This is a genomic window from Streptomyces sp. NPDC004629, from assembly GCF_042873595.1.
In the GTDB taxonomy this organism is placed as follows: Bacteria; Actinomycetota; Actinomycetes; order Streptomycetales; family Streptomycetaceae; genus Streptomyces.
Window position 1 is genome coordinate 242,785 of the sequence record NZ_JBIALO010000005.1, and the last position, 19,118, is coordinate 261,902.

20 protein-coding genes and 1 pseudogene are annotated in these 19,118 nt (G+C 72.4%); 13 read left to right on the forward strand and 8 right to left on the reverse strand.

What is annotated here, in order from left to right; all coding sequences use genetic code 11:
- Positions 1 to 17: 17 nt before the first annotated feature.
- Positions 18 to 719, reverse strand: coding sequence for a FadR/GntR family transcriptional regulator (locus ACFYTE_RS09945; protein WP_388707317.1), 702 nt, complete (start codon positions 717 to 719; stop codon positions 18 to 20).
- A gap of 143 nt (positions 720 to 862) precedes the next feature.
- Between ACFYTE_RS09945 and ACFYTE_RS09950 the strand changes: the two genes are divergently transcribed.
- The 4 genes from ACFYTE_RS09950 (at position 863) to ACFYTE_RS09965 (ending at position 4,679) form a co-directional block, all read left to right on the forward strand.
- Positions 863 to 1,381 (forward strand): gluconokinase, encoded by a 519-nt coding sequence (locus ACFYTE_RS09950; protein WP_388707320.1) that lies wholly within the window; start codon positions 863 to 865, stop codon positions 1,379 to 1,381.
- Positions 1,382 to 1,463: 82 nt separating this feature from the next.
- Entirely contained in the window at positions 1,464 to 2,861 is a 1,398-nt protein-coding gene (locus tag ACFYTE_RS09955; RefSeq protein ID WP_388707323.1) for a GntP family permease, read from the forward strand.
- A 13-nt stretch (positions 2,862 to 2,874) separates the two neighbouring features.
- Complete coding sequence (locus ACFYTE_RS09960) at positions 2,875 to 3,639, forward strand: SDR family oxidoreductase (protein ID WP_388707326.1); 765 nt, start codon at positions 2,875 to 2,877, stop codon at positions 3,637 to 3,639.
- Positions 3,640 to 3,653: 14 nt separating this feature from the next.
- On the forward strand, positions 3,654 to 4,679 hold the full coding sequence (locus ACFYTE_RS09965; protein ID WP_388707329.1) for an L-idonate 5-dehydrogenase: 1,026 nt from the start codon (positions 3,654 to 3,656) through the stop codon (positions 4,677 to 4,679).
- Positions 4,680 to 4,807: 128 nt separating this feature from the next.
- Here ACFYTE_RS09965 and ACFYTE_RS09970 read toward each other — a convergent pair whose 3' ends face one another.
- The 3 genes from ACFYTE_RS09970 to ACFYTE_RS09980 are packed head-to-tail and all read right to left on the reverse strand — an operon-like array spanning position 4,808 to position 7,239.
- Positions 4,808 to 5,431, reverse strand: a complete 624-nt coding sequence (locus tag ACFYTE_RS09970) for a cytochrome b/b6 domain-containing protein (protein ID WP_388707332.1) — start codon at positions 5,429 to 5,431, stop codon at positions 4,808 to 4,810.
- The gene (locus ACFYTE_RS09975) at positions 5,415 to 6,152 is read right to left on the reverse strand and encodes a molybdopterin-dependent oxidoreductase (RefSeq protein ID WP_388707334.1); all 738 of its coding nucleotides are present in this window, start codon (positions 6,150 to 6,152) and stop codon (positions 5,415 to 5,417) included. Before ACFYTE_RS09975 ends, ACFYTE_RS09970 begins: the two co-directional genes overlap by 17 nt.
- Positions 6,153 to 6,204: 52 nt before the next feature.
- Positions 6,205 to 7,239, reverse strand: coding sequence for a hypothetical protein (locus tag ACFYTE_RS09980; protein WP_388707337.1), 1,035 nt, complete (start codon positions 7,237 to 7,239; stop codon positions 6,205 to 6,207).
- 320 nt (positions 7,240 to 7,559) lie between these two features.
- On the opposite strand from ACFYTE_RS09980, the gene ACFYTE_RS09985 reads away from it, so the two are divergent.
- The 7 genes from ACFYTE_RS09985 (at position 7,560) to ACFYTE_RS10015 (ending at position 13,045) form a co-directional block, all read left to right on the forward strand.
- On the forward strand, positions 7,560 to 8,453 hold the full coding sequence (locus tag ACFYTE_RS09985; RefSeq protein WP_388707340.1) for a DMT family transporter: 894 nt from the start codon (positions 7,560 to 7,562) through the stop codon (positions 8,451 to 8,453).
- Positions 8,454 to 8,838: 385 nt separating this feature from the next.
- Positions 8,839 to 9,354 (forward strand): NUDIX hydrolase, encoded by a 516-nt coding sequence (locus tag ACFYTE_RS09990; protein WP_388707343.1) that lies wholly within the window; start codon positions 8,839 to 8,841, stop codon positions 9,352 to 9,354.
- 54 nt (positions 9,355 to 9,408) lie between these two features.
- Positions 9,409 to 9,801 carry a YidH family protein gene (locus ACFYTE_RS09995; RefSeq protein WP_388707346.1) on the forward strand — a complete coding sequence of 131 codons (393 nt, stop codon included), beginning with the start codon at positions 9,409 to 9,411 and terminating at the stop codon, positions 9,799 to 9,801.
- Positions 9,789 to 10,109, forward strand: coding sequence for a DUF202 domain-containing protein (locus ACFYTE_RS10000; RefSeq protein WP_388707349.1), 321 nt, complete (start codon positions 9,789 to 9,791; stop codon positions 10,107 to 10,109). The genes ACFYTE_RS09995 and ACFYTE_RS10000 overlap by 13 nt, the downstream gene beginning before the upstream one ends.
- A gap of 163 nt (positions 10,110 to 10,272) precedes the next feature.
- The gene (locus ACFYTE_RS10005) at positions 10,273 to 10,572 is read left to right on the forward strand and encodes a hypothetical protein (RefSeq protein ID WP_388707352.1); all 300 of its coding nucleotides are present in this window, start codon (positions 10,273 to 10,275) and stop codon (positions 10,570 to 10,572) included.
- 167 nt (positions 10,573 to 10,739) lie between these two features.
- Positions 10,740 to 11,762, forward strand: a complete 1,023-nt coding sequence (locus tag ACFYTE_RS10010) for a phosphotransferase family protein (RefSeq protein WP_388707354.1) — start codon at positions 10,740 to 10,742, stop codon at positions 11,760 to 11,762.
- A 5-nt stretch (positions 11,763 to 11,767) separates the two neighbouring features.
- A complete protein-coding gene (locus ACFYTE_RS10015) occupies positions 11,768 to 13,045 on the forward strand; it encodes an acyl-CoA dehydrogenase family protein (protein WP_388707356.1) in 1,278 nt (425 codons plus the stop codon).
- A 111-nt stretch (positions 13,046 to 13,156) separates the two neighbouring features.
- Here the strand turns inward: ACFYTE_RS10015 and ACFYTE_RS10020 are convergent, their stop codons facing one another.
- Both ACFYTE_RS10020 and ACFYTE_RS10025 read right to left on the reverse strand, forming a co-directional pair.
- Positions 13,157 to 13,750, reverse strand: a complete 594-nt coding sequence (locus tag ACFYTE_RS10020; RefSeq protein ID WP_388707359.1) for a TetR/AcrR family transcriptional regulator — start codon at positions 13,748 to 13,750, stop codon at positions 13,157 to 13,159.
- A gap of 158 nt (positions 13,751 to 13,908) precedes the next feature.
- Entirely contained in the window at positions 13,909 to 14,670 is a 762-nt protein-coding gene (locus ACFYTE_RS10025; RefSeq protein WP_388707361.1) for an SDR family oxidoreductase, read from the reverse strand.
- 222 nt (positions 14,671 to 14,892) lie between these two features.
- Between ACFYTE_RS10025 and ACFYTE_RS10030 the strand changes: the two are divergent.
- Positions 14,893 to 15,101 (forward strand): annotated as a pseudogene (locus ACFYTE_RS10030) (DUF1343 domain-containing protein); the annotation flags it as partial.
- An 81-nt stretch (positions 15,102 to 15,182) separates the two neighbouring features.
- Here the strand turns inward: ACFYTE_RS10030 and ACFYTE_RS10035 are convergent.
- Positions 15,183 to 17,987 carry a penicillin acylase family protein gene (locus ACFYTE_RS10035; RefSeq protein WP_388707364.1) on the reverse strand — a complete coding sequence of 935 codons (2,805 nt, stop codon included), beginning with the start codon at positions 17,985 to 17,987 and terminating at the stop codon, positions 15,183 to 15,185.
- A 253-nt stretch (positions 17,988 to 18,240) separates the two neighbouring features.
- Here ACFYTE_RS10035 and ACFYTE_RS10040 point away from each other — a divergent pair, with 253 nt between their 5' ends.
- On the forward strand, positions 18,241 to 18,843 hold the full coding sequence (locus tag ACFYTE_RS10040; RefSeq protein WP_388707366.1) for a hypothetical protein: 603 nt from the start codon (positions 18,241 to 18,243) through the stop codon (positions 18,841 to 18,843).
- Between the two features lie 74 nt (positions 18,844 to 18,917).
- Here ACFYTE_RS10040 and ACFYTE_RS10045 read toward each other — a convergent pair.
- Positions 18,918 to 19,118: hypothetical protein (locus tag ACFYTE_RS10045; RefSeq protein WP_388707368.1), on the reverse strand; the 201-nt coding region annotated here is incomplete at its 5' end.

Sequence of the window (19,118 nt, forward strand, 5' to 3'; positions counted from 1 at the left end):
CCCGCGGCCGGGGAGGGTCAGGGCGCGAGGATGTCCAGTTCCTGGAGCGCACCCATGGTGATCTCACGGGTCAGCTGCTCGGCGCGGTCCGCGTCGCCGCCGCGCACCGCCTCGGCGACCTGGACGTGCAGGGTGACGGCGGCCGGGTCGGGGTCCTCGAACATGACCTCGTGGTGGGTGCGGCCGGCGAGGACTTCCGCGACGACATCGCCCAGCCGGGCAAACATCTCGTTGCCGGACGCGGCGAGGATCACCCGGTGGAAGGCGACGTCGTGGACCAGGTACGCCTCCAGTTTGTGGCCGCGTGAGTTGGCCACCATGCCGAGCGCGCACTCGGTGAGTTCGGCGCACTGCTCCGCCGTGGCGTGCTTCGCGGCGAGCCCGGCCGCGACCGGTTCGATCGCCGAGCGCAGCACGGTCAGCGAGCGCAGCTGGCCCGGGCGGTCGGCGCCCGCCAGGCGCCAGCGGATGACCTGCGGGTCGTAGACGTTCCACTCGGACTTCGGCAGTACGGTCACGCCCACCCGGCGCCGGGACTCGACCAGGTGCATGGACTCAAGGACGCGCACCGCCTCGCGCATCACCGACCGCGACACCTCGAAGTCCTGGGCCAGTTCGTCGGTGCGCAGGACGCTGCCCGTCGGGTACTCCCCCGCGGTGATCGCGGGCCCGAGGGTGTCCAGTACGCGGCCGTGCAGCCCCCGGCCCGGTGTGCTCATGCACTCAGCGTACAGAGTGGATCACGGCTCCCAAAAAGTCAGACTTATTTGTCACAGACTCTTGAATTCGTCGTACCTAATGGGTTTCAGTGTGCCGACGTCAGATGTCGACGTCGCATGTCGAGGAAGACAGCGAGGCAGTGATGCGTACCCCCCACGTCGTCGTGGTGATGGGCGTCGCCGGCACGGGCAAGACCACGATCGGTCCCTTGCTCGCGGCCCGGCTCGGCGTCCCGTATGCCGAGGGCGACGACTTCCACCCGCCGGCCAACATCGCCAAGATGTCGGCCGGGATTCCGCTGGACGACGCGGACCGGTGGCCGTGGCTCGATGCCATCGGCGGCTGGGCGCACGGGCGGGCGGGCCTCGGCGGGGTGGTGAGCAGTTCGGCGCTGAAGCGGTCGTACCGCGACCGGCTCAGGGCGGCGGCCCCCGGGATCGTGTTCGTGCACCTGACGGGCGACCGCGCGCTCATCGAGGACCGCATGTCCCACCGGCAGGGCCACTTCATGCCGACCGCGCTGCTGGACTCGCAGTTCGCCACGCTCCAGCCGCTGGAGCCGGACGAGCCGGGGGTCACCGTGGACGTCTCCGGCAGCCCGGACGAGATCACCGCGCGGGCCGCCGAGGCACTGGCCGCGCTTCCCGACCCCGCGCAGTGACACCCCGCAGCACTCCCCGCCTCAGTACCCCCTCCCCTCAGTACCCCCTCCCCCGTCCCCGTCCATCTGTAAGGGAATCCCCGTGACCAGACTCAGCGCCGAGATGCTGGCAGCGGACACAGTCCAGCCCATCACCTCGGCAGGGCACGCCCAGCTCGGCATAGCCGTGCTGGCGGGCATCGCCGTGATCGTCCTGCTCATCACCAAGTTCAAGCTGCACGCCTTCCTGGCGCTGACCATCGGCTCCCTCGCGCTGGCCGCGTTCGCCGGGGCGCCGCTCGACAAGGCGATCACCAGCTTCACCGCCGGGCTCGGCAGCACGGTCGCCGGCGTCGGCGTGCTGATCGCGCTGGGCGCGATCCTCGGCAAGCTGCTCGCCGACTCGGGCGGCGCCGACCAGATCGTCGACACCATCCTCGCCAAGGCCGGCGGCCGGACCATGCCGTGGGCGATGGTGCTGATCGCCTCCGTGATCGGACTGCCGCTGTTCTTCGAGGTCGGCATCGTGCTGCTGATCCCGGTGGTGCTGATGGTCGCCAAGCGCGGCAACTACTCCCTGATGCGCATCGGCATCCCGGCGCTCGCCGGCCTGTCCGTGATGCACGGCCTGGTGCCGCCGCACCCCGGCCCGCTGGTCGCGATCGACGCGGTCGGCGCCAATCTGGGCGTCACCCTGGCGCTCGGTGTGCTCGTCGCCGTCCCCACCGTCGTCATCGCGGGCCCGCTGTTCTCGAAGGTCGCCGCCCGCTGGGTGGACGTCCCGGCGCCCGAGCGGATGATCCCGCAGCGTCCCTCCGAGGAACTGGACAAGCGGCCCGGCTTCGGCGCCACGCTCGCCACGATCCTGCTGCCGGTCGTCCTGATGCTGGCCAAGGCCCTGGTGGACATCGTGGTCGACGACCCGACGCACCTGGTGCAGCGCGTCTTCGACGTCATCGGCTCGCCGCTGATCGCCCTGCTCGCCGCGGTGATCGTCGGCATCTTCACGCTGGGCCGTCCGGCCGGGTTCTCCAAGGACCGGATCTCACAGACCGTCGAGAAGGGCCTGATGCCGATCGCCGGCATCCTGCTGATCGTCGGCGCGGGCGGCGGCTTCAAGCAGACGCTGATCGACTCCGGCGTCGGCCAGATGGTCCTCGACATATCCAAGGACTGGTCCATACCGGCGCTGCTGCTCGCCTGGCTGATCGCGGTGGCGATCCGGCTGGCGACCGGTTCGGCGACCGTGGCGACCGTCTCGGCGGCCGGTCTGGTCGCGCCGCTGGCCGCCGACATGTCGACCACCCATGCGGCCCTGCTGGTCCTCGCCATCGGCGCCGGCTCGCTGTTCCTGAGCCATGTCAACGACGCCGGGTTCTGGCTGGTGAAGGAGTACTTCGGGTTGAGCGTCGGCCAGAACCTGAAGACCTGGTCGGTGATGGAGTGCATCATCTCCGTGGTCGCCGGCGCCCTGGTCCTCCTCCTGTCCCTCGTGATCTAGAAACGGTACGGCGATGACGGTTCACCCCCTCTTCGACATCGGCGGGCGCACGGCCCTGGTCACCGGCTCCAGCCGGGGCATCGGGCTCGCGCTGGCCCGCGGCCTGGCCGAGGCCGGCTGCACGGTCGTACTCAACGGCCGCGACGGCGGCCGGCTCGCCGAGGCCGCCGCCGGGCTGCCCGCCGGCCGGGTGCACACGGCGGTGTTCGACGTGACCGACGGACCGTCCGTGGCCGCGGGCATCGCGGACGTCGAGGAGCGGGTGGGCCCGCTCGACATCCTGGTCAACAACGCGGGCATGCAACTGCGCGCACCGCTCCTGGAGTTCACCGACGCCGACTGGCACCGGATCCTGGACACCAATCTGACCAGCGCGTTCCTGGTCGGCCGGGAGGCGGCCCGGCGGATGACGGAACGCGGCCACGGCAAGATCGTCAACATCTGTTCGCTGCAGAGCGAGGTGGTGCGCCCCGGCATCGCGCCGTACGCGGCGACCAAGGGCGCGCTGAAGATGCTCACCAAGGGCATGTGCGCGGACTGGGGGCCGTACGGCGTCCAGGTGAACGGGCTCGGACCCGGCTACATCGAGACCGAGCTGACCCGGCCGCTCGTCGAGGACGAGGAGTTCACCGCCTGGGTGCGCCGCCGCACCCCCGCCGGTCGCTGGGGCCGCACCGAGGACCTGGTGGGCGGGGTGCTGTTCCTCGCCTCGCCGGCCGCGGACTTCGTCAGCGGGCAGGTGCTGTACGTCGACGGCGGCATGACGAGCGTGCTGTGAAGGAGGCCGGCGGGATGCTGGGCTGTGTGATCCATGGGCGCGGTGATCTGCGCGTCGAGGAGCTTCCGGTGCCGGAACCCGGCCGCGGACAGGCGCTCGTCGCCGTCCGCTACGGCGGGGTGTGCGGCTCCGACCTGCACTACTGGCGGCACGGCGGGGTCGGTGACTTCCGGCTCCGGGAGCCCATGGTGCTCGGCCACGAGGTGGTGGGCACGGTGGTCGCCTACGGCGCCGGCGCCTCGGGGCCGGCCGTCGGTACGGCCGTCGCCGTGCACCCCGCCACCCCGTGCGGGGCGTGCCCGGAGTGCGCGGCCGGGCGGCGCCATGTGTGCCGTGACACCCGCTACCTCGGCAGCGCGGCCCGTTTCCCGCACGTCCAGGGCGGGTTCGCGGCCCAAGTGACCGTGCCGGCCGGGCAGTTGCGGGCCCTGCCCGCCGGTCTTGAGCCGCGCCGGGCGGCGCTCGCCGAGCCGCTGTCGGTCGCGCTGCACGCGGTGCGGCGGGCCGGGCCGGTGGCCGGGCGGCAGGTGCTGGTGACCGGGGCCGGGCCGATCGGATGTCTGGTGGTGGCCGCGGCGCGGGCGGCGGGCGCGGCCCGGGTGACCGTGACCGACCTGCTGCCCGAGGCGCTGCGGTACGCCGCTCTGGCGGGCGCCGACACGGTCGTCAGGGCGGACGATCCGGACGACGCCGGGTGGCCTGCCGAGGTCGACACGGCCGTCGAGGCGTCGGGGGTGGCCGCCGGGCTCGACACCTGTCTGCGGTTGGTGCGGCGCGGCGGGGTCGTGGTGCAGCTGGGCATGCTGCCGGCTGGGCAGAGCACGTTCGCGGGGAACCTGGTGGTGAGCCGGGAGATCGAGCTGCGCGGGGCGTTCCGGTTCGACGCCGAGTTCGACGAGGCGCTGGAACTGCTGGCGGCCGAGCCCGCGTTCGACGCGCTGATCAGCGCGGTGGTCCCGGTGACCGCGGCGGAGCATGCGTTCGCCCTGGCGGCGGACCGCAGCCGCGCGTGCAAGGTCCTGCTGGACTTCACCACCTGAACCCTCGGGTGCGGGTGCGGGTGCGGGTGCGGGTCCGGGTGCGGGTCCGGGTCCGGGTGCGTTGTGGCTGGTCGCGCAGTTCCCCGCGCCCCTACGGGGCGCGCCCCACGTCCCCACTGCGGGGTGGGTCAGGGGCGCCACAGGGGGTGTTCTCGGGTCGCCCAGTCCCGGCTCACGGTGCCGGTGCGCAGGCCGCGGCGGGCTTCCGGGTCGGCCAGGGCCATCCCGATGTGGCCGGCCAGCACGACACCCATGGTCAGGGCGAGCCAGTCGTGCACGAAGGTCGCCGAGGTGCGCCACATCAGCGGGGTGAGATGGGTGAACCACATCATCAGGCCCGTGCCGAGCATCACCAGCGTGGCGCCTGCGATCCAGGCGGCGTAGATCTTCTGGCCGGCGTTGAACTTGCCCGCCGGGCGCGCGGAGTGCCGCTTGTCGCGGCGCAGGGCCGCCCCGAGCCAGACCCGGTCGTGCCGGCCGAAGCGGTTCAGGAAGCGCAGGTCGGCGCGGAACGCCCGGGAGGCGAGCCCCAGCAGGACGGGCACCGGCAGCGCGAGGCCCGCGTACTCGTGGACGCGGACGACGAGCGCGCGGCGGCCGACGGCGACGGCGAGTTGGGGGATGTAGAGGCAGGCCGCGGTCAGCACGCACACGCCCATCAGCGCGGCCGTCGCGCGGTGCACCCAGCGTTCGCCGCGGGAAAAGCGCGGCAGCCGGGCCGTGCCCGCGGGGGCCTCAGTTCGTAGGCTCATCGGTGCGTCCGTTCGAGCGGCCGACCCAGGCGTCGACGTCGTATCCCAGGTTCTCCCAGTACCCGGGTTCGACCCGGTCGGTGACGGTGATCCCGGAGAGCCACTTCGCCGACTTGTAGAAGTACATGGGGGCCACGTACAGGCGGACGGGTCCGCCGTGGTCGTGGCCGATGTCCTCGTCCTGCATGCGCAGCGCGACCAGCACGTCGGGGCGGCGGGCCTGGTCGAGGGTGAGGCTCTCGGTGTAGGTGCCGTCGAAGCAGGTGAAGCGGATCGCGCGGGCCGTGCCGCGCACGCCCGCCGCATCCAGCAGCCGGGACAGCCGGACCCCCTCGAACGGGGTGTCGGGGACCCGCCAGCCGGTGACGCACTGGACGTCCTTGACCAGCCGGGTCTGCGGCAGGGCGCGTAGATCGGCGAGGGTGTAGGCGCGGGGGCGGTCGACGAGTCCGCCGATCGTGAGCCGGTAGTCCGCGGGGCCCCGGTGCGGGACGGACGCGGCGACCGAGTAGTAGCGGAAGCCGCCGCCGTTCGGCAGCAGGCCCGTCAGTCCGGTGGGGTCCTTGCCGGAGGCGGCGCCGAGGAACGCCTCGGTGCCGCGCTGGAGTGCGGGGGCGGCGGCCACTCCGAGGGCGCCGAGGGCGAGGGTGCCGAGGAACACACGGCGGCCGATCGGGCGGCCCTCCTCGGCCCGTGCGTCCTCGGGTGGTTCGGGGTTCACACCGTCATTCGAGCACCGTCGGCTCCGCGGGACCAGGGGGTAGGGCCACGGGTCAGCGTTCCGTAATGTCTTCTTGCGTTCCCGGAAGGGGACCGCGCGGGCACGACGGGTCCGGGAGCACCCCGTCGGGGGCCGACTGCGGGGCGCCGAGCGCGCGGTCGCGGGCGGCGCGGAAGGCGGCGTGAGGCTCGCGGTCGGAGTACCACCACGGCCGTGGGGTCGGGTGCCGGCCGATCCGCTGGAACAGGGCGGCGGCCTCGGCGGTCCGGCCCGCGCAGGACATGGCGTGGGCGAGGAAGTTGAGGTCGACGTGGCGGCGCGGGTGCTCGTCGTGCTCCCATTCCAGCCACCAGTCGAAGGCGGCCCGCAGCACCTGCCGGGCCCGGGGTCCCGACCAGTGCCCGGAGGCGACGGGGTCGGCGGGCACCAGGCCCGCTGCGGCCAGCGCCCGGAAGCGCTCGGCGTGCGCGACGACCGGCAGGACGGCGAGCGGGGAGTCGGCGGGGGCGCGGTCCGCGGTCCGGTCGGCGAACGCGTACGCTTCGTGGCCCGGGTCGGCGCCGGGCTCGGGGCGGCGCTCGGCCAGGCGCGCGGTCATCAGATGGTGCGCGTGGTGGTGGTCGCGGTGCCGGCGGCACACCTCGGCGAAGGCGTCCGCGGTCTCCTCGTCGGTGCCGAGGTCGCGGGCGAGCAGGAGCAGCCCGAGCCACGGGGTCGGGTCGGCGGGCGCCAGTTGGGCCGCGGCGCGGCAGGCGGCGCGGGCCGCGGCGGGCTCCTCCTTGCCGCGCAGGGCGCGCCGCGCCAGGGACAGGGCGAGCAGCGCGGCGGCGTCGGCCGATCCAGGCTCGGCGGCCAGCCAGTCGAGGGCCCAGGCTGCGGTGTACGGCGGGCGGGCGAGGACGTAGATCCGGTGGCCGCGGCGGTCCCAGTCATCGGCCGTGCGCTGCAGCAGCGCCCGTACGGACTGCCGCCGGCCCTGGGCCAGGGCGGCGCGCGCGGCGATCAGCTCGGTGTCGTCGAAGGCGTCGTCGAAGACCTCGTAGGGGCGCGCGCGGCGCGGGTGGAGCAGGGGCGGGGGTGAGGGCACCGCGGGACTTCCTGGTTGTCGAACTGCCATCGACCGATCACTCACAGCAAATCCCCAGCCAACGGTTCACGTCAAGTTCACCGGAGCTGTTGTTGGATTCAACTACCGTTTGCAGTAAGGGAGTTGGGCAGGCCTGGGTCGCTTGGGCGGCGGGCCGGACCCGCCGAGGGGGATCTCGGCTCGCGGGCCACTGGTCGACCGGGCGTCGCGACCGATTCACCTGACCGGTTCTGGGCACTCCCGGGGGCACGGAGAGCCTCGGGAGGCTACAGTCGGCCACTACGCACCCGTGGCCCGGCCGGATGATCGAGGTACGCAGCGTGTCGGTTCTGGTTCTGAGTCTCGCCGTGAGCGCGGCCTGTTGCCTCGGCTTCGGATTCGTGCTCCAGCAGAACGCCGCCCAGAAGGCACCCCTGAGCGACTTCCTCTCGCCGCGGCTGCTGCTCGACCTGATGAAGGTGCCGCGCTGGCTCGGCGGCATCGGTCTGATGGCGGCCGGGATGATCCTCGGCGCCATCACCCTGAGCCGGGGCGAGATCTCCCTGGTGGAGCCGCTGCTCGCCACGAACCTGCTGTTCGCCCTGGCCCTTTCCCGGCACCAGACCAAGCAGTTGCTGGGCCGACAGGGCTGGGCGGGCCTCGCCCTGCTCGCCGGCGGCGTCACCGCGTTCATCGTGGCGGGCCAGCCGCACGGCGGGCACGCCGTCACCGACCCGGTCCGGCACTGGCTGATCATCGGTGTGATGCTGGGCCTCGCCCTGCTGCTCACCACCTTCGCCAAACGCTCCCGGCTGAGCACGGCCCCGGTGCTGCTGGCCCTCGCCGCCGGTCTCCTGTACGGCGTGCAGGACGCGCTGACCCGGATCAGCGGGCAGCGGTTCTCCGCCGGCGGGCTCGCCGAGCTGTTCTCCGGCTGGCAGCCCTACGGGGTGCTCGTGCTGGGCGTCACCGGGCTGATCCTGGTGCAGAGCGCGTTCGAGACGGCGCCGCTGCGGATGTCGCTGCCCGCGCTGACGGCCGCCCAGCCGCTGGCCGGGATCCTGTGCGGGGTGGGCTTCCTCGGTGACCGGCTGCGCACCGACACCGGGGCGCTGGCCTGGGAGGCGGCCGGGCTGGCCGCCGTGGTCGTGGGCATCGTGCTCCTCGGACTGCATCCGGCGATGCCACGCGGCACGGCTGAGCCGGTGCCGAAGCGGGATCTTCAGCCCCACTGAGCCCTGGCCGGGCCGGCCTCGGCGTATCCGTCTCCGGTCGTGTCGGGGTCGGTGTGCCGTTCCCGCGGTCGTTTGGGCGGGGGTGTCGTTCGGCTGCGGCTGCGGCTACGTTCCCCGCGGTCCTTTGGGGCAGGGGTGTCGTTCGGCTGCGGCTGCGTGGGGGCTGATCGCGCAGTTCCCCGCGCCCCTACGGGGGCACGACACCACGTCATTCGGCTGCGGCTGCGTCGGGGCCGATCGCGCAGTTCCCCGCGCCCCTACGGGGGCACGACACGACGTCGTTCGGCTGCGGCTGCGTGGGGGTTGATCGCGCAGTTCCCCGCGCCCCTTCGGGGCGCGCGTTGCCCGCGGGCCTTCGGGGTGCGGGGGCTGCTTGGATGGGGGGATGAGCGTTGCTGACGAAATCCTCGACATCGTCGATGAGCATGATCGGGTCATCGGGCAGTCCCCCCGCGGGGAGGCGTACGCGCGCGGGCTGCGGCACCGCTGCGCGTTCGTCCTGGCCCGGAACACGGCCGGCCGGATCTTCGTGCACCGCCGCACGGCGACCAAGCTGGTCTACCCCTCCCGGTACGACATGTTCGTCGGCGGCGTGGTCGGCGCGGGCGAGTCCTACGACGACGCGGCCCTGCGCGAGGCCGAGGAGGAGCTGGGGGTGACGGGGCTGCCCCGCCCGTCGCACCTGTTCACCTTCCTGTACGACGACGGCGCCGGCCACAGCTGGTGGTCAGCGGTCTACGAGGTCCGCTGCGCGCTTCCGGTCCGGCCCCAGGCCGAGGAGGTGGCCTGGCACGACTTCCTGAGCGAGGACGAGCTGGAGCGGCGGCTCGGCGAGTGGGAGTGGACGCCGGACGGGCTTGCGGCGTACCGGCGGCTGCGGGCACACCGGGGCGAGGGATGACCGCGGGAGACCCGGCCGACCGGCCCCGCCGAAGGGCCCGATAGGGTCCTCGACGTGAGCGAATTCCTGCGAAACGTCCGGTTCTGGTTCACGCCCGACCGGGTCCGGGACGAGGGCGACACACCCGACTACCGGTTCTCGCTGGCGAACGAGCGCACCTTCCTGGCCTGGCTGCGCACCGCGCTCGCGCTGATCGGCGGGGGTTTCGCGGTGGACCAGTTCCTGCCGGAGCTGCGCTGGGGCTGGCGGGTGGGGCTGGCACTCGCCCTGCTCGGCGCGGGCGTGCTGTGCGCGCTGCGCGCGATCAACCACTGGGTGCGCTGCGAGCGGGCGATGCGGCGCGGCGAGGACCTGCCCGCGTCCCGGTTCCCGGCGCTGCTGAGCCTCGTCGTCGCGGTGGTGGCGGTCGCCATGGTGCTCGTCGTGCTCCTCGGGTGGGAGGGGTGACGGCCGACCGGGACCCGGGGCTGCAGCCGGAGCGGACCCGGCTCGCCTGGCGGCGCACGACGCTGTCCTCCGCGGTGGTCACCGTGCTCGCCGTGCGCACCGCCCTGCACGGCGGGGCGTCTGCCGCCGGCCTCCTGGTGTGCGCGCTGTGCTGCGGGCTCTGGCTGGGCTTTCTGACGGTCGCCCACCACCGGGTGCGGGTGCTCGCCACGACCGCACGCCCCGCGTCCCTCACCCCCCGGCATGCCGCGGCGGCGGCGCTGTGCGCAGTGGCGATGGCGGTGTGCGCGGCGGCGATAGTCCTCTAGGGCCGCCCGTCCGGGCGCCGGCCCCGCCGGACCGGCGGGGCCGGTGCGGCCATGCCCGCGGTTCTCCCGGGTACCCGGACGCACGCAATCAGAATGCCCCGATATGTCCCGTATGCATGGCAGCCTGTGCGTCGTCCGCACCCCTCTCCCGAAGGTGAGCACCATGACCGCAGTTCATCAGGAACACGCCGCCCACGACTCGCACCGCCACGGCCCCGACTGCGGGCACACCCAGGTACCGCACGGCGACCACGTGGACTACGCGCACGACGGGCATCTGCACCGCGAGCACGCCGGACACTGGGACGAGTGCGAGCCGGCCCGGCACACCACCCACGAGGGCCACGACCACCAGCACGGCGAGGGCTGCGGGCACACCGGCGTGCGGCACGGCGATCACATCGACTACCTGCACGACGGCCACCGGCACGCCGAGCACGCCGGTCACTGGGACGACCACTGACCCCGGCCGCACCCCCGCCGCACCCCGGTCGACGGCTCCTTCGCGCGACGCGCGGGGAGCCGTCGGCCTATCGTGGCTCCGGTCACCTTCGACACCCGCACTGGACGGCATACCGACCGGTCGGCATCATTGATCGCGTCCTGTTTCCCTGTCCGTAGGAGCGATGCATGGGTCCCGACCACCCGCCCGGACTCGATCCCGACCGGTTGCGCGAACTGCTCGACCGCGAACGGCCCGGTCTGGTCGACGGCCCCCTGACCGGACGGCTGATCGAGGGCGGACGGTCGAACCTCAGCTACGCCGTCACGGACGGCAGGTCGACCTGGGTCGTACGCCGACCCCCGCTCGGCCATGTCCTGGCCACCGCGCACGACATGGCGCGCGAGCACCGCGTGATCGGCGCGCTGTACCCCACGCGGGTGCCGGTGCCGCGCCCGGTGCTGCTGTGCGAGGACCCCGAGGTCCTCGGCGCGCCCTTCTACGTCATGGAGTTCGTCGAGGGCACGCCGTACCGCACCGCCGAACAGCTGGCCCCGCTGGGCGCGGAGCGCACCCGGCACGCGGTGCTCTCCCTCGTCGACACCCTCGTGGAACTGCACGCCGTGGACCCCGCCGAGGTGGGCCTCGCGGACTTCGGCCGTCCCGAGGGTTTCCTCGACCGGCAGTTGCGCCGCTGGGGCAAGCAGCTGGACGCCTCCCGCGACCGGGAGCTGGCCGGCATCGACGAGCTGCACGCGGCCCTCGGGCGCGCGCTGCCCACGTCCCCCGCGCCGGCCGTCGTGCACGGCGACTACCGGCTCGACAACGTCCTCCTCGACGCCGACGACCGGATCACGGCGGTCCTCGACTGGGAGATGTCGACGCTCGGCGACCCGCTGACCGATCTGGGCCTGCTGGTGATGTACAGCCTGCCGCTGGGCACGCCGCACTCCCCCGTCTCGACCACCGCCGAGGCCGCCGGGCACCCCGCGCCTGCCGAGCTGATCGAGCGGTACGCGGCGCGCTCGGGGCGGGATGTGTCGGCCGTCTCCTGGTACACGGCGTTCGCCTGGTTCAAGCTCGCCGTGATCCTTGAGGGCATCCACTACCGGTACACGCTGGGGCAGACGGTAGGACCCGGCTTCGACCGCATCGGTGGCCTCGTCCCCGTCTTCATCGAGCACGGACTCACCACCCTCCGGGAAGGCTGACGGTCATGGACTTCGCGTTCGACGCGCGCACCGAGGAACTCCGCGCCAGGCTGCTGGCCTTCATGGACGAGTACGTGTATCCCGCAGAGGCGGTCGCCGAACAGCAGCGGGCGGCGCTGGCCTCGCCCTGGGACACCCCGGCCGTGGTCGAGGAGCTGAAGGCCGAGGCGCGCAGGCAGGGGTTGTGGAACCTGTTCCTGCCGGACGCCGAGTACGGCGCCGGGCTGACCAACCTCCAGTACGCGCCGCTGGCCGAGATCACCGGCCGCTCCCCGCAGCTCGCGCCCACCGCGCTGAACTGCGCGGCCCCGGACACCGGCAACATGGAGGTGCTGGCGCAGTTCGGCGACGAGCGGCAGAAGAAGCAGTGGCTGGAGCCGCTGCTGGCCGGCGAGATCCGCTCGGCGTTCGCGATGACCGAGCCGGAGGTGGCCTCGTCGGACGCCACCAACATCACCACCCGTATCGAGCGGGACGGTGGGGGCGCCTCCCGGTCGAGCGGAGCCGAGAGCGGGGGTGAGGGTGGAGGTGAGGGTGGAGGTGAGTACGTCGTCACCGGACGCAAGTGGTACATCTCCGGGGCGATGAACCCGGACTGCCGGATCTTCATCGTGATGGGCAAGACCGACCCCGGCGGCGCCGACGTCCGCCGCCAGCAGTCCATGGTCCTCGTGCCCCGTGACACGCCGGGCGTCACGGTGCGGCGGGCGATGCGGGTCTTCGGGTACGAGGACCACTACCACGGCGGTCATGCCGAGGTGGTCTTCGACCACGCGCGCGTGCCGGTGTCGAACCTGATCGGCGAGGAGGGCGGCGGTTTCGCCATCGCCCAGGCCCGGCTCGGGCCCGGCCGTATCCACCACTGCATGCGGCTGATCGGCATGGCGGAGCGGGCGATCGAGCTGATGTGCCGGCGTGCCGTGTCCCGCACGGCCTTCGGCACGGCGCTGGCCCGGCAGGGCGTGGTCCACAACTGGATCGCGGACGCCCGGGTGACGGTGGAGCAGCTGCGGCTCCTGGTGCTGAAGACGGCGTGGCTGATGGACACGGTGGGCAACAAGGGCGCGCACACGGAGATCCAGGCCATCAAGATCGCCACGCCCCGCGCGGTCGTCGACATCATCGACCGGGCCATCCAGCTGCATGGCGCGGGCGGCGTCAGCCAGGACTTCCCGCTGGCCGAGCTGTACGCGGCCGCCCGCACCCTGATGATCGCGGACGGCCCGGACGAGGTCCACCAACGCTCCCTGGCCCGCCGGGAGTTGAAAAAGTACCTCCCCTGAACGGTCCCCGCTCCGAGCAGCGCCCCAAAGGGGCGCGGGGAACTGCGCGACCAACCACGACGCAGCCGCAGACGACAGACGACCGTCGGCAGAACAGCGCACCGCGCCGTGTCACGGCCGCAGCGCCCGCAGCAGCAGGTCCGCCAGGTGGTCGGCGACCTGCTGCGGGGTGAGCGGGCCGTTCGGCCGGTACCACGTCGACAAGTGGTGGACGGAGCCGAAGTGGTAGTCCACCACCAGGTCGGCCGGGGTCGCCGTGGAGAAGACGCCCTCCCGCTGCCCCTCCTCGACGAGCGCCCGGAAGCGTTCGTGGTAGCGCCGGCGCTCGGCGCGCACCTGCTTGTTCTTCTCGGGGCCGAGGTGGTGCATGGAACGGAAGAAGATCATCGCGTCGTCCAGGTTCTCGATCGTGGTGACGACGACATCGGCCGCCGCCGCCCGCAACCGCTTCTCGACCGGTTCGTCGGCGTCCGCGAAGGCGTCGAGCCGCTCCTGCTGGACGCGCAGCACGCGGGCGTAGACCTCGTGCAACAGGTCGTCCTTGGAGCCGAAGTAGTGGTAGAGCGCTCCCTTGGTGACGCCGGCCGCCTCGACGATCTCCTGTACGGAGGTGCGATCGTAGCCCTGCTCGGCGAAGAGCCGTGTGGCGGCGGCGAGGAGCCGCTGCGGGACGGGAGTCCCGTCGCCGTCCTTCGTCCTGGGCACTGCCGCCACCTGCCTTTCCGTGGTGCTTCACTAGCCGTCGTGCGCGCGGGAACGCGGTTCCCGAGAGAGGATCTTTCCACTTCCCGTCCTGGGCGGGTCGGGCAGGATCTGTGACCGGGCGTGGGCACGTGCGGGCGGGGCGCCGGGTCCGTAGCCGGTCATCGGTTCGTCTCCCAGGTCCGCTGGAGGTGGTTCATGCCGGACAGCCAGCGGTCCGGGTCGGCGGCCCTGACCCGGTAGTACTCGGCGACCTCCGGGTGCGGCAGGATCAGGAAGCGGTCCTCTTCGATGCCTTGGAGCAGGGCGTCCGCGACGTCCTCCGGTTCGATCGCGGTCGGTCTGAGCACGAGGTCGCCCGCGCTGCCGGCGGCGGCCAGCATGTCGGTGTGCACGCCCTGCGGGCAGATGGCGTGGACCTTCAGTCCGCGGTGCCGGTAGGTCAGTGACAGCCACTCGGCGAAGGCGTACGCGCCGTGCTTGGTGACGCTGTAGGGTGCGGCGCCGATCATGGTGAGGAGTCCGGCGGCGGAGACGGTGGACACGAAGCGGCCGGTGCCGCGCTCCAGCCAGCCGGGCAGCAGCGCGTGGGCGGCGCGCACATGGGCCATGACGTTGACGTCCCAGGCCCGCGCCCAGACGTCCTCGGGCGCGGCCTCCGAACCGCCCGAGCCGAGCCCGGCGTTGGCGCAGTAGACGTCCACCGTGCCGCCCAGCGCGTCCCGGGCGGCGGCGACGGTCGTGGCCGCGTCGCCGGGGACGGCGATGCCGCCGATCTCGTCCGCGACCGCCTCGGCCCGGTCCGCGTCGAGGTCGTTCACGACGACCCGGGCGCCCTCGGCGGCGAAGCGGCGGGCGAGCGCCGCCCCGATCCCACGGCCCGCTCCGGTGACGACGACTCCCGCATCCCGCACGGCTCCCACCCTCGGTCCCCTTCGACGCGATTCGGCTCCTGCGGTGCCACACTAACCGGTCGGTATGTTTACGGGAAAGGCCGATGGCGACACGTTGGAGGCGGGGCCGCGCCCGGGAGCGGCTTCGCTCAGCGGCCGGGAGAAACGTCACGGCCGTCCCGCACCTTCCGCCCCGCCTCGACTTCCGCAGAGCGTGCCCACGCCAACATCGCCGATCACGGAGGCCGTCCCGGGACCTGCCGCTTCGAGGGGACGAATCTGTCGGAGGGGCGGGGCACGACCCGGCCCTTCGAACTGCTGGGCGCGGACGGCTTCGACGGACGGTGGGCCGCCGCGGCGGGCGAACTCGGGCTGCCCGGCGTGCGGTTCCCTGAGGCCTACTTCGCGCCCGCCTTCTCCAAGGTCCAGGCACGACCGTCGGCGGTGTGCAGATCCACGTCGCACGGCAACGTCGTACACCCGGAGTCGGCGCGGGTGATGCCGGCGGCGGGCCGCGCGTCGTGCGGCCCGCCGCCGTCGGGTCACCGGTGCGAGGTGAACTCCACCACCTGCTGGTAGGTCGGCCGGTTCTGCCAGCTGATCTTGCCGTGCTTGATGCCGCCCAGGGTGCGCTGGACGATCGAGTCGGCGCACCACTGGTCGCCCGCCGAGCACTGCTCGTCGCCGGGGTAGACCTGGGCGGCGGTCAGTCCCGCCGCCTGCTTGAGCGTGCCGATCAGAACGTCCCGGCAGGAGCCGAGGCTGCCGCCGCCGCAGTACTTCTGGGCGAGCGGCCCCTGCACGGGTTCACCGAGCACCGCCCGGATGTCCTTGTCGACATAACTCCACCAGCCGTACTGGAAGGAGCTTCCCGCATGCGGTCCGGTCGGTCCGTGCCCGGCCGACGGCGCCTCGTCCACCGGCAGGTTGGCCGTGAACGCGGTGAAGAGGTCGCTGCCCAGACCGGGTTCGAACTGGGCCTTCACCAGCAGCGGCCACCAGGCGTCCAGGATCCGGACGGCGTCGGCGTTCGCGTACTGTTTCGAACCCGCCGACGTCTCCGTCCGCTTGGCGCCGGCGCTCACCCACGCCTGGAGCTTGCTCACCGCCGCCGCGGCCGTGGAGTCGGTGACCGCCGAACTGTTGATCACCTTCAGCAGGTCCGGCAGCACGTCCTCGGCGCGCAGATCGGCTAGCCCGGCGTCCGCCATCGCCTTCACCAGCGAAGCCCGGGTGACCCCGCCGGCCTGGACCAGCTTCTTCACCCGGTCGTCGAGGAGGTTGCCGCGGTGCACCGACCCCTCGCCCCAGGGCGCGGCCGCGTAGTCCTTGGCCTGCTTGTTGTTCCAGGAGATGTAATAGTCCTGGTCGACGGAGCGGGGGTGCTCGGCGGGCGGCGTGTAGTCGGCCGTGTTGCTCGCCGGGTCCCAGCCGCGCCACTCGTACGCGGGCTGCGCCCACACCGGGAACTCCGCGTCCACCCCGCTCGCCCGCACCGGGTTGCTGCCGCTGTTGTAGTACGCGGTGTGCCGGGAGTCGGCGTAGAACCAGTTGAACGTGTAGTTGATGTGCTGGGCCGCGGCCTGGAAGTCCTCGGGGCCCTTGAGGTGGTCCGGGTCGTTCAGCATCTGGAAGCCGATGATCGAGTCGACCTCGTGCAGGTAGGAGGAGCGCAGCGTGGTGTAGGCGACCTTCTTGCCGTCGACGGTCGCCCGGTACGCCACCGGCCCGTACTTGGTGCGCCAGACCCGCATGGTGTACGAGCCGGCCGCGGTGCCGTCGGCCACGGTCGGCTTCCAGGCGTTCTTCTGCTCGACCTTCTCCATGGCGGTGCAGGTGCCGCGGTACAGATAGTGGTAGTCGTCCTGGCACAGCTCGACCGCGTAGGTATCGATGATGTCCTGGCCGGAAGTGGTGGCGCTCCACGCGTAGTCCTGGCCGCGGCCCAGCTCGACGTACATGCTCAGGCCCGCGAAGGAGGCGCCGCGGGCGCTGATGCCGGGGCCCTGGATCTCCTGGAGCATGAGCAGCTGGGGTGCGAAGTAGCCGGTCTGCGGGCCGAAGACGGCGATCGGGTGGCCGCTCGCGGTGTGCGCCCCGCTCACCACCAGGGCGTTGGACATGCCGCGCCGCGCGGAACCGAGCGCGTTCTTCGCGGCCGTGGCGGAGGCGCCGGCGGCGCTCGCGGTGGCGGCGCTGCCGGTGCGGTCGTGGAGCAGCGGCTCCTCGGTCACCGAGCCGGCGTCGGGCAGAGCCGCGCCCTTGGGGTCGGCGGGCTTGGCGCCGTACGGGAAGCTCTCGCCGTTGTGCACGGTGAGGACGGCCTCGGGGTCGTTGCGCTCACGGAAGGACTCCCAGAGGCGGGTGCCCTCCTGGACGCCGTACTTGGACTGGGCGGCGATCAGGGAGAGCGCGTTGTCGACCTCGCCGCCACCGCCGGCGCCGAACAGCGAGCCGATGACGGAGGCGAGCGCCACCAGGTCGGTGACCTTGAAGTGCTCTATGGTGCCGGCGTTGGTGATGGAGTCCTTGTGGCCGGTCAGCACGTACTCGCCGGGGAAGTAACGGCCGCTGTCGGAGGCGTCGATATAGGCGTTGATGCCGTCGATGTAGGCGTTGACATCGGCGAGGGCCTGCCGGCCGCGGTCGCCGTTGTGGGTGACGGTGTTGTCGATCTGGGCCTGCAGATCCGCCTCGGTGTAGGGGGCGTTGCGGTAGAACTGCTGTTCAAGGCCCTGGTTGGCGGCGGCGCCGCCGGCGAACGAGGTCAACTGGCCGCGGCCGACATGCCGGAAGACGTCCATCAGCCACAGTCGGTCCTGGGCCGCGGCGTAGCCCGCGCCGAACTCGGTGCCGTACCGGGTGGTGCCGGTGATGTGCGGGACGCCGGTCTTCTTGTCCCGGACGATCGTCACGTCGGTGCGGCCGGCCGGCTTCTCGGTGGAGGCGACCTGGTCGGCGGGGACCCCGAACGAGGCGTCGTTGAAGAAGGTGTTGATCTTGGCGTCGGTGAGCGCGGAGTAGCTCGTGGCCAGGTTGGCGTAGGGGCCGAGCTGGTCCTCGGCGTGGTCGGGCTGGGTGCCGAACGCCTGGTTGAGGAGGATCTGCACGAGGGTCGCGTTGCCGTTCTGGCCGGGCGGCAGGATGTCGGAGCACTGCCCTCCGCAGTGGTCGGCGGCGGCCACCGCCCGTGCCGCCGTCGGCTCGGCCGCCGCCGCCTGCTGGGTCAGCGGCGACAGCAGCCCGGCGATGAGCGCGCATACGGACGCCGCCTTCAGGAACCCGGTGCGGCTGCCGGGAGTTCTCAGTTTGTGGAACAACGCGTTGCGTGGGGTGCGCCATGGCATGGCAGCTCCTCCCGACGGGGGTGGGCCGGACGTTACCGCCGGTATCCCCGACATTGAAGATGAACATGCGTCACTTTTCGGAGTCGCCGGAGCCGTTGACCGCGTCAACCGGGGGCACGTTATGGCGGGCATCGGAAATCGGATGGAGCCGATTCGCGTGTCGACACGTCTATTCGGCGACGTCGCACGAAGTCCGTACGGCGACGCCGAAGTGACCGATGTACAGGTGCAGGTCTGACGGAGGTGCAGGGCGATGGCCGGTTTCCGGAGTCTGGCGAGACAGGTGCGCGACCCGCGGTGCGACCTGGCGCTGCGACGCTACTCGCTGCGCAAGTGCCTTGAGCGGTTCGCTCCTTACGGGCACAGGGCGACCTGGGACCATCTGTGCTCCCGGGCCGGATTCGACCCCGAGGACCGTTCTCCCGATCCGGTGCGACTCGTGGCCGCACTGGAGGAGTTGGAGGAGGCCCGGGCGGTCTGGCTCGGCTACGAGGGGAAGTTCGCCGAGCGCCGCAGGAAGGAGAAGCACGACGGGCTGCGCCGGCCGGGCAGCGTGGACGACTGGCACCGGCTGACCTGGGGCGGCTTCGGGGTCGCCTGGTGCGACGACCCCCGGGTCCATCCCCGTGAACCACTCGCCGAAGTGCTGCGACGGCTGACCGCCGCCCTTGAGCGCGCGCCCGGCTCGGCCTGCCCGGTGTGCGCCGGGGAGCGCCTTGTCTGGAAGTACGACCTGGATCACGAACCGTCGTCCGGTCCGGTCTGCGTGGACTGCGGGATTCTCGTGCCGCGGCCCGTCCTCACGCCCGAGGCGCTGGGATACGCCCGGCGCGGTCGGGTGCTCATGTCGGCCTGACCGACCGGGGGGTGCGCCGGGGATGCCGCACCCCCTGTCAGCACCGACCGGCATCATCGAAGCGGTGGCGTACCTCAACGGACGGCGCGGAAGCGCCGAGGGCGCGGAAGCGCCGAGGGCGCGGAAGCGCCGAGGGCGCGCGAGGACCGACGCTGGGTGAGGGCCGACAGTGCGGGAGCGCCGACGGTGGGTGTGCCGCTGACGACGGAGGCGATGGCCGACAGTGCGGGAGCGCCGAGGGCGCGCGAGGACCGACGGTGGGTGTGCCGCTGACG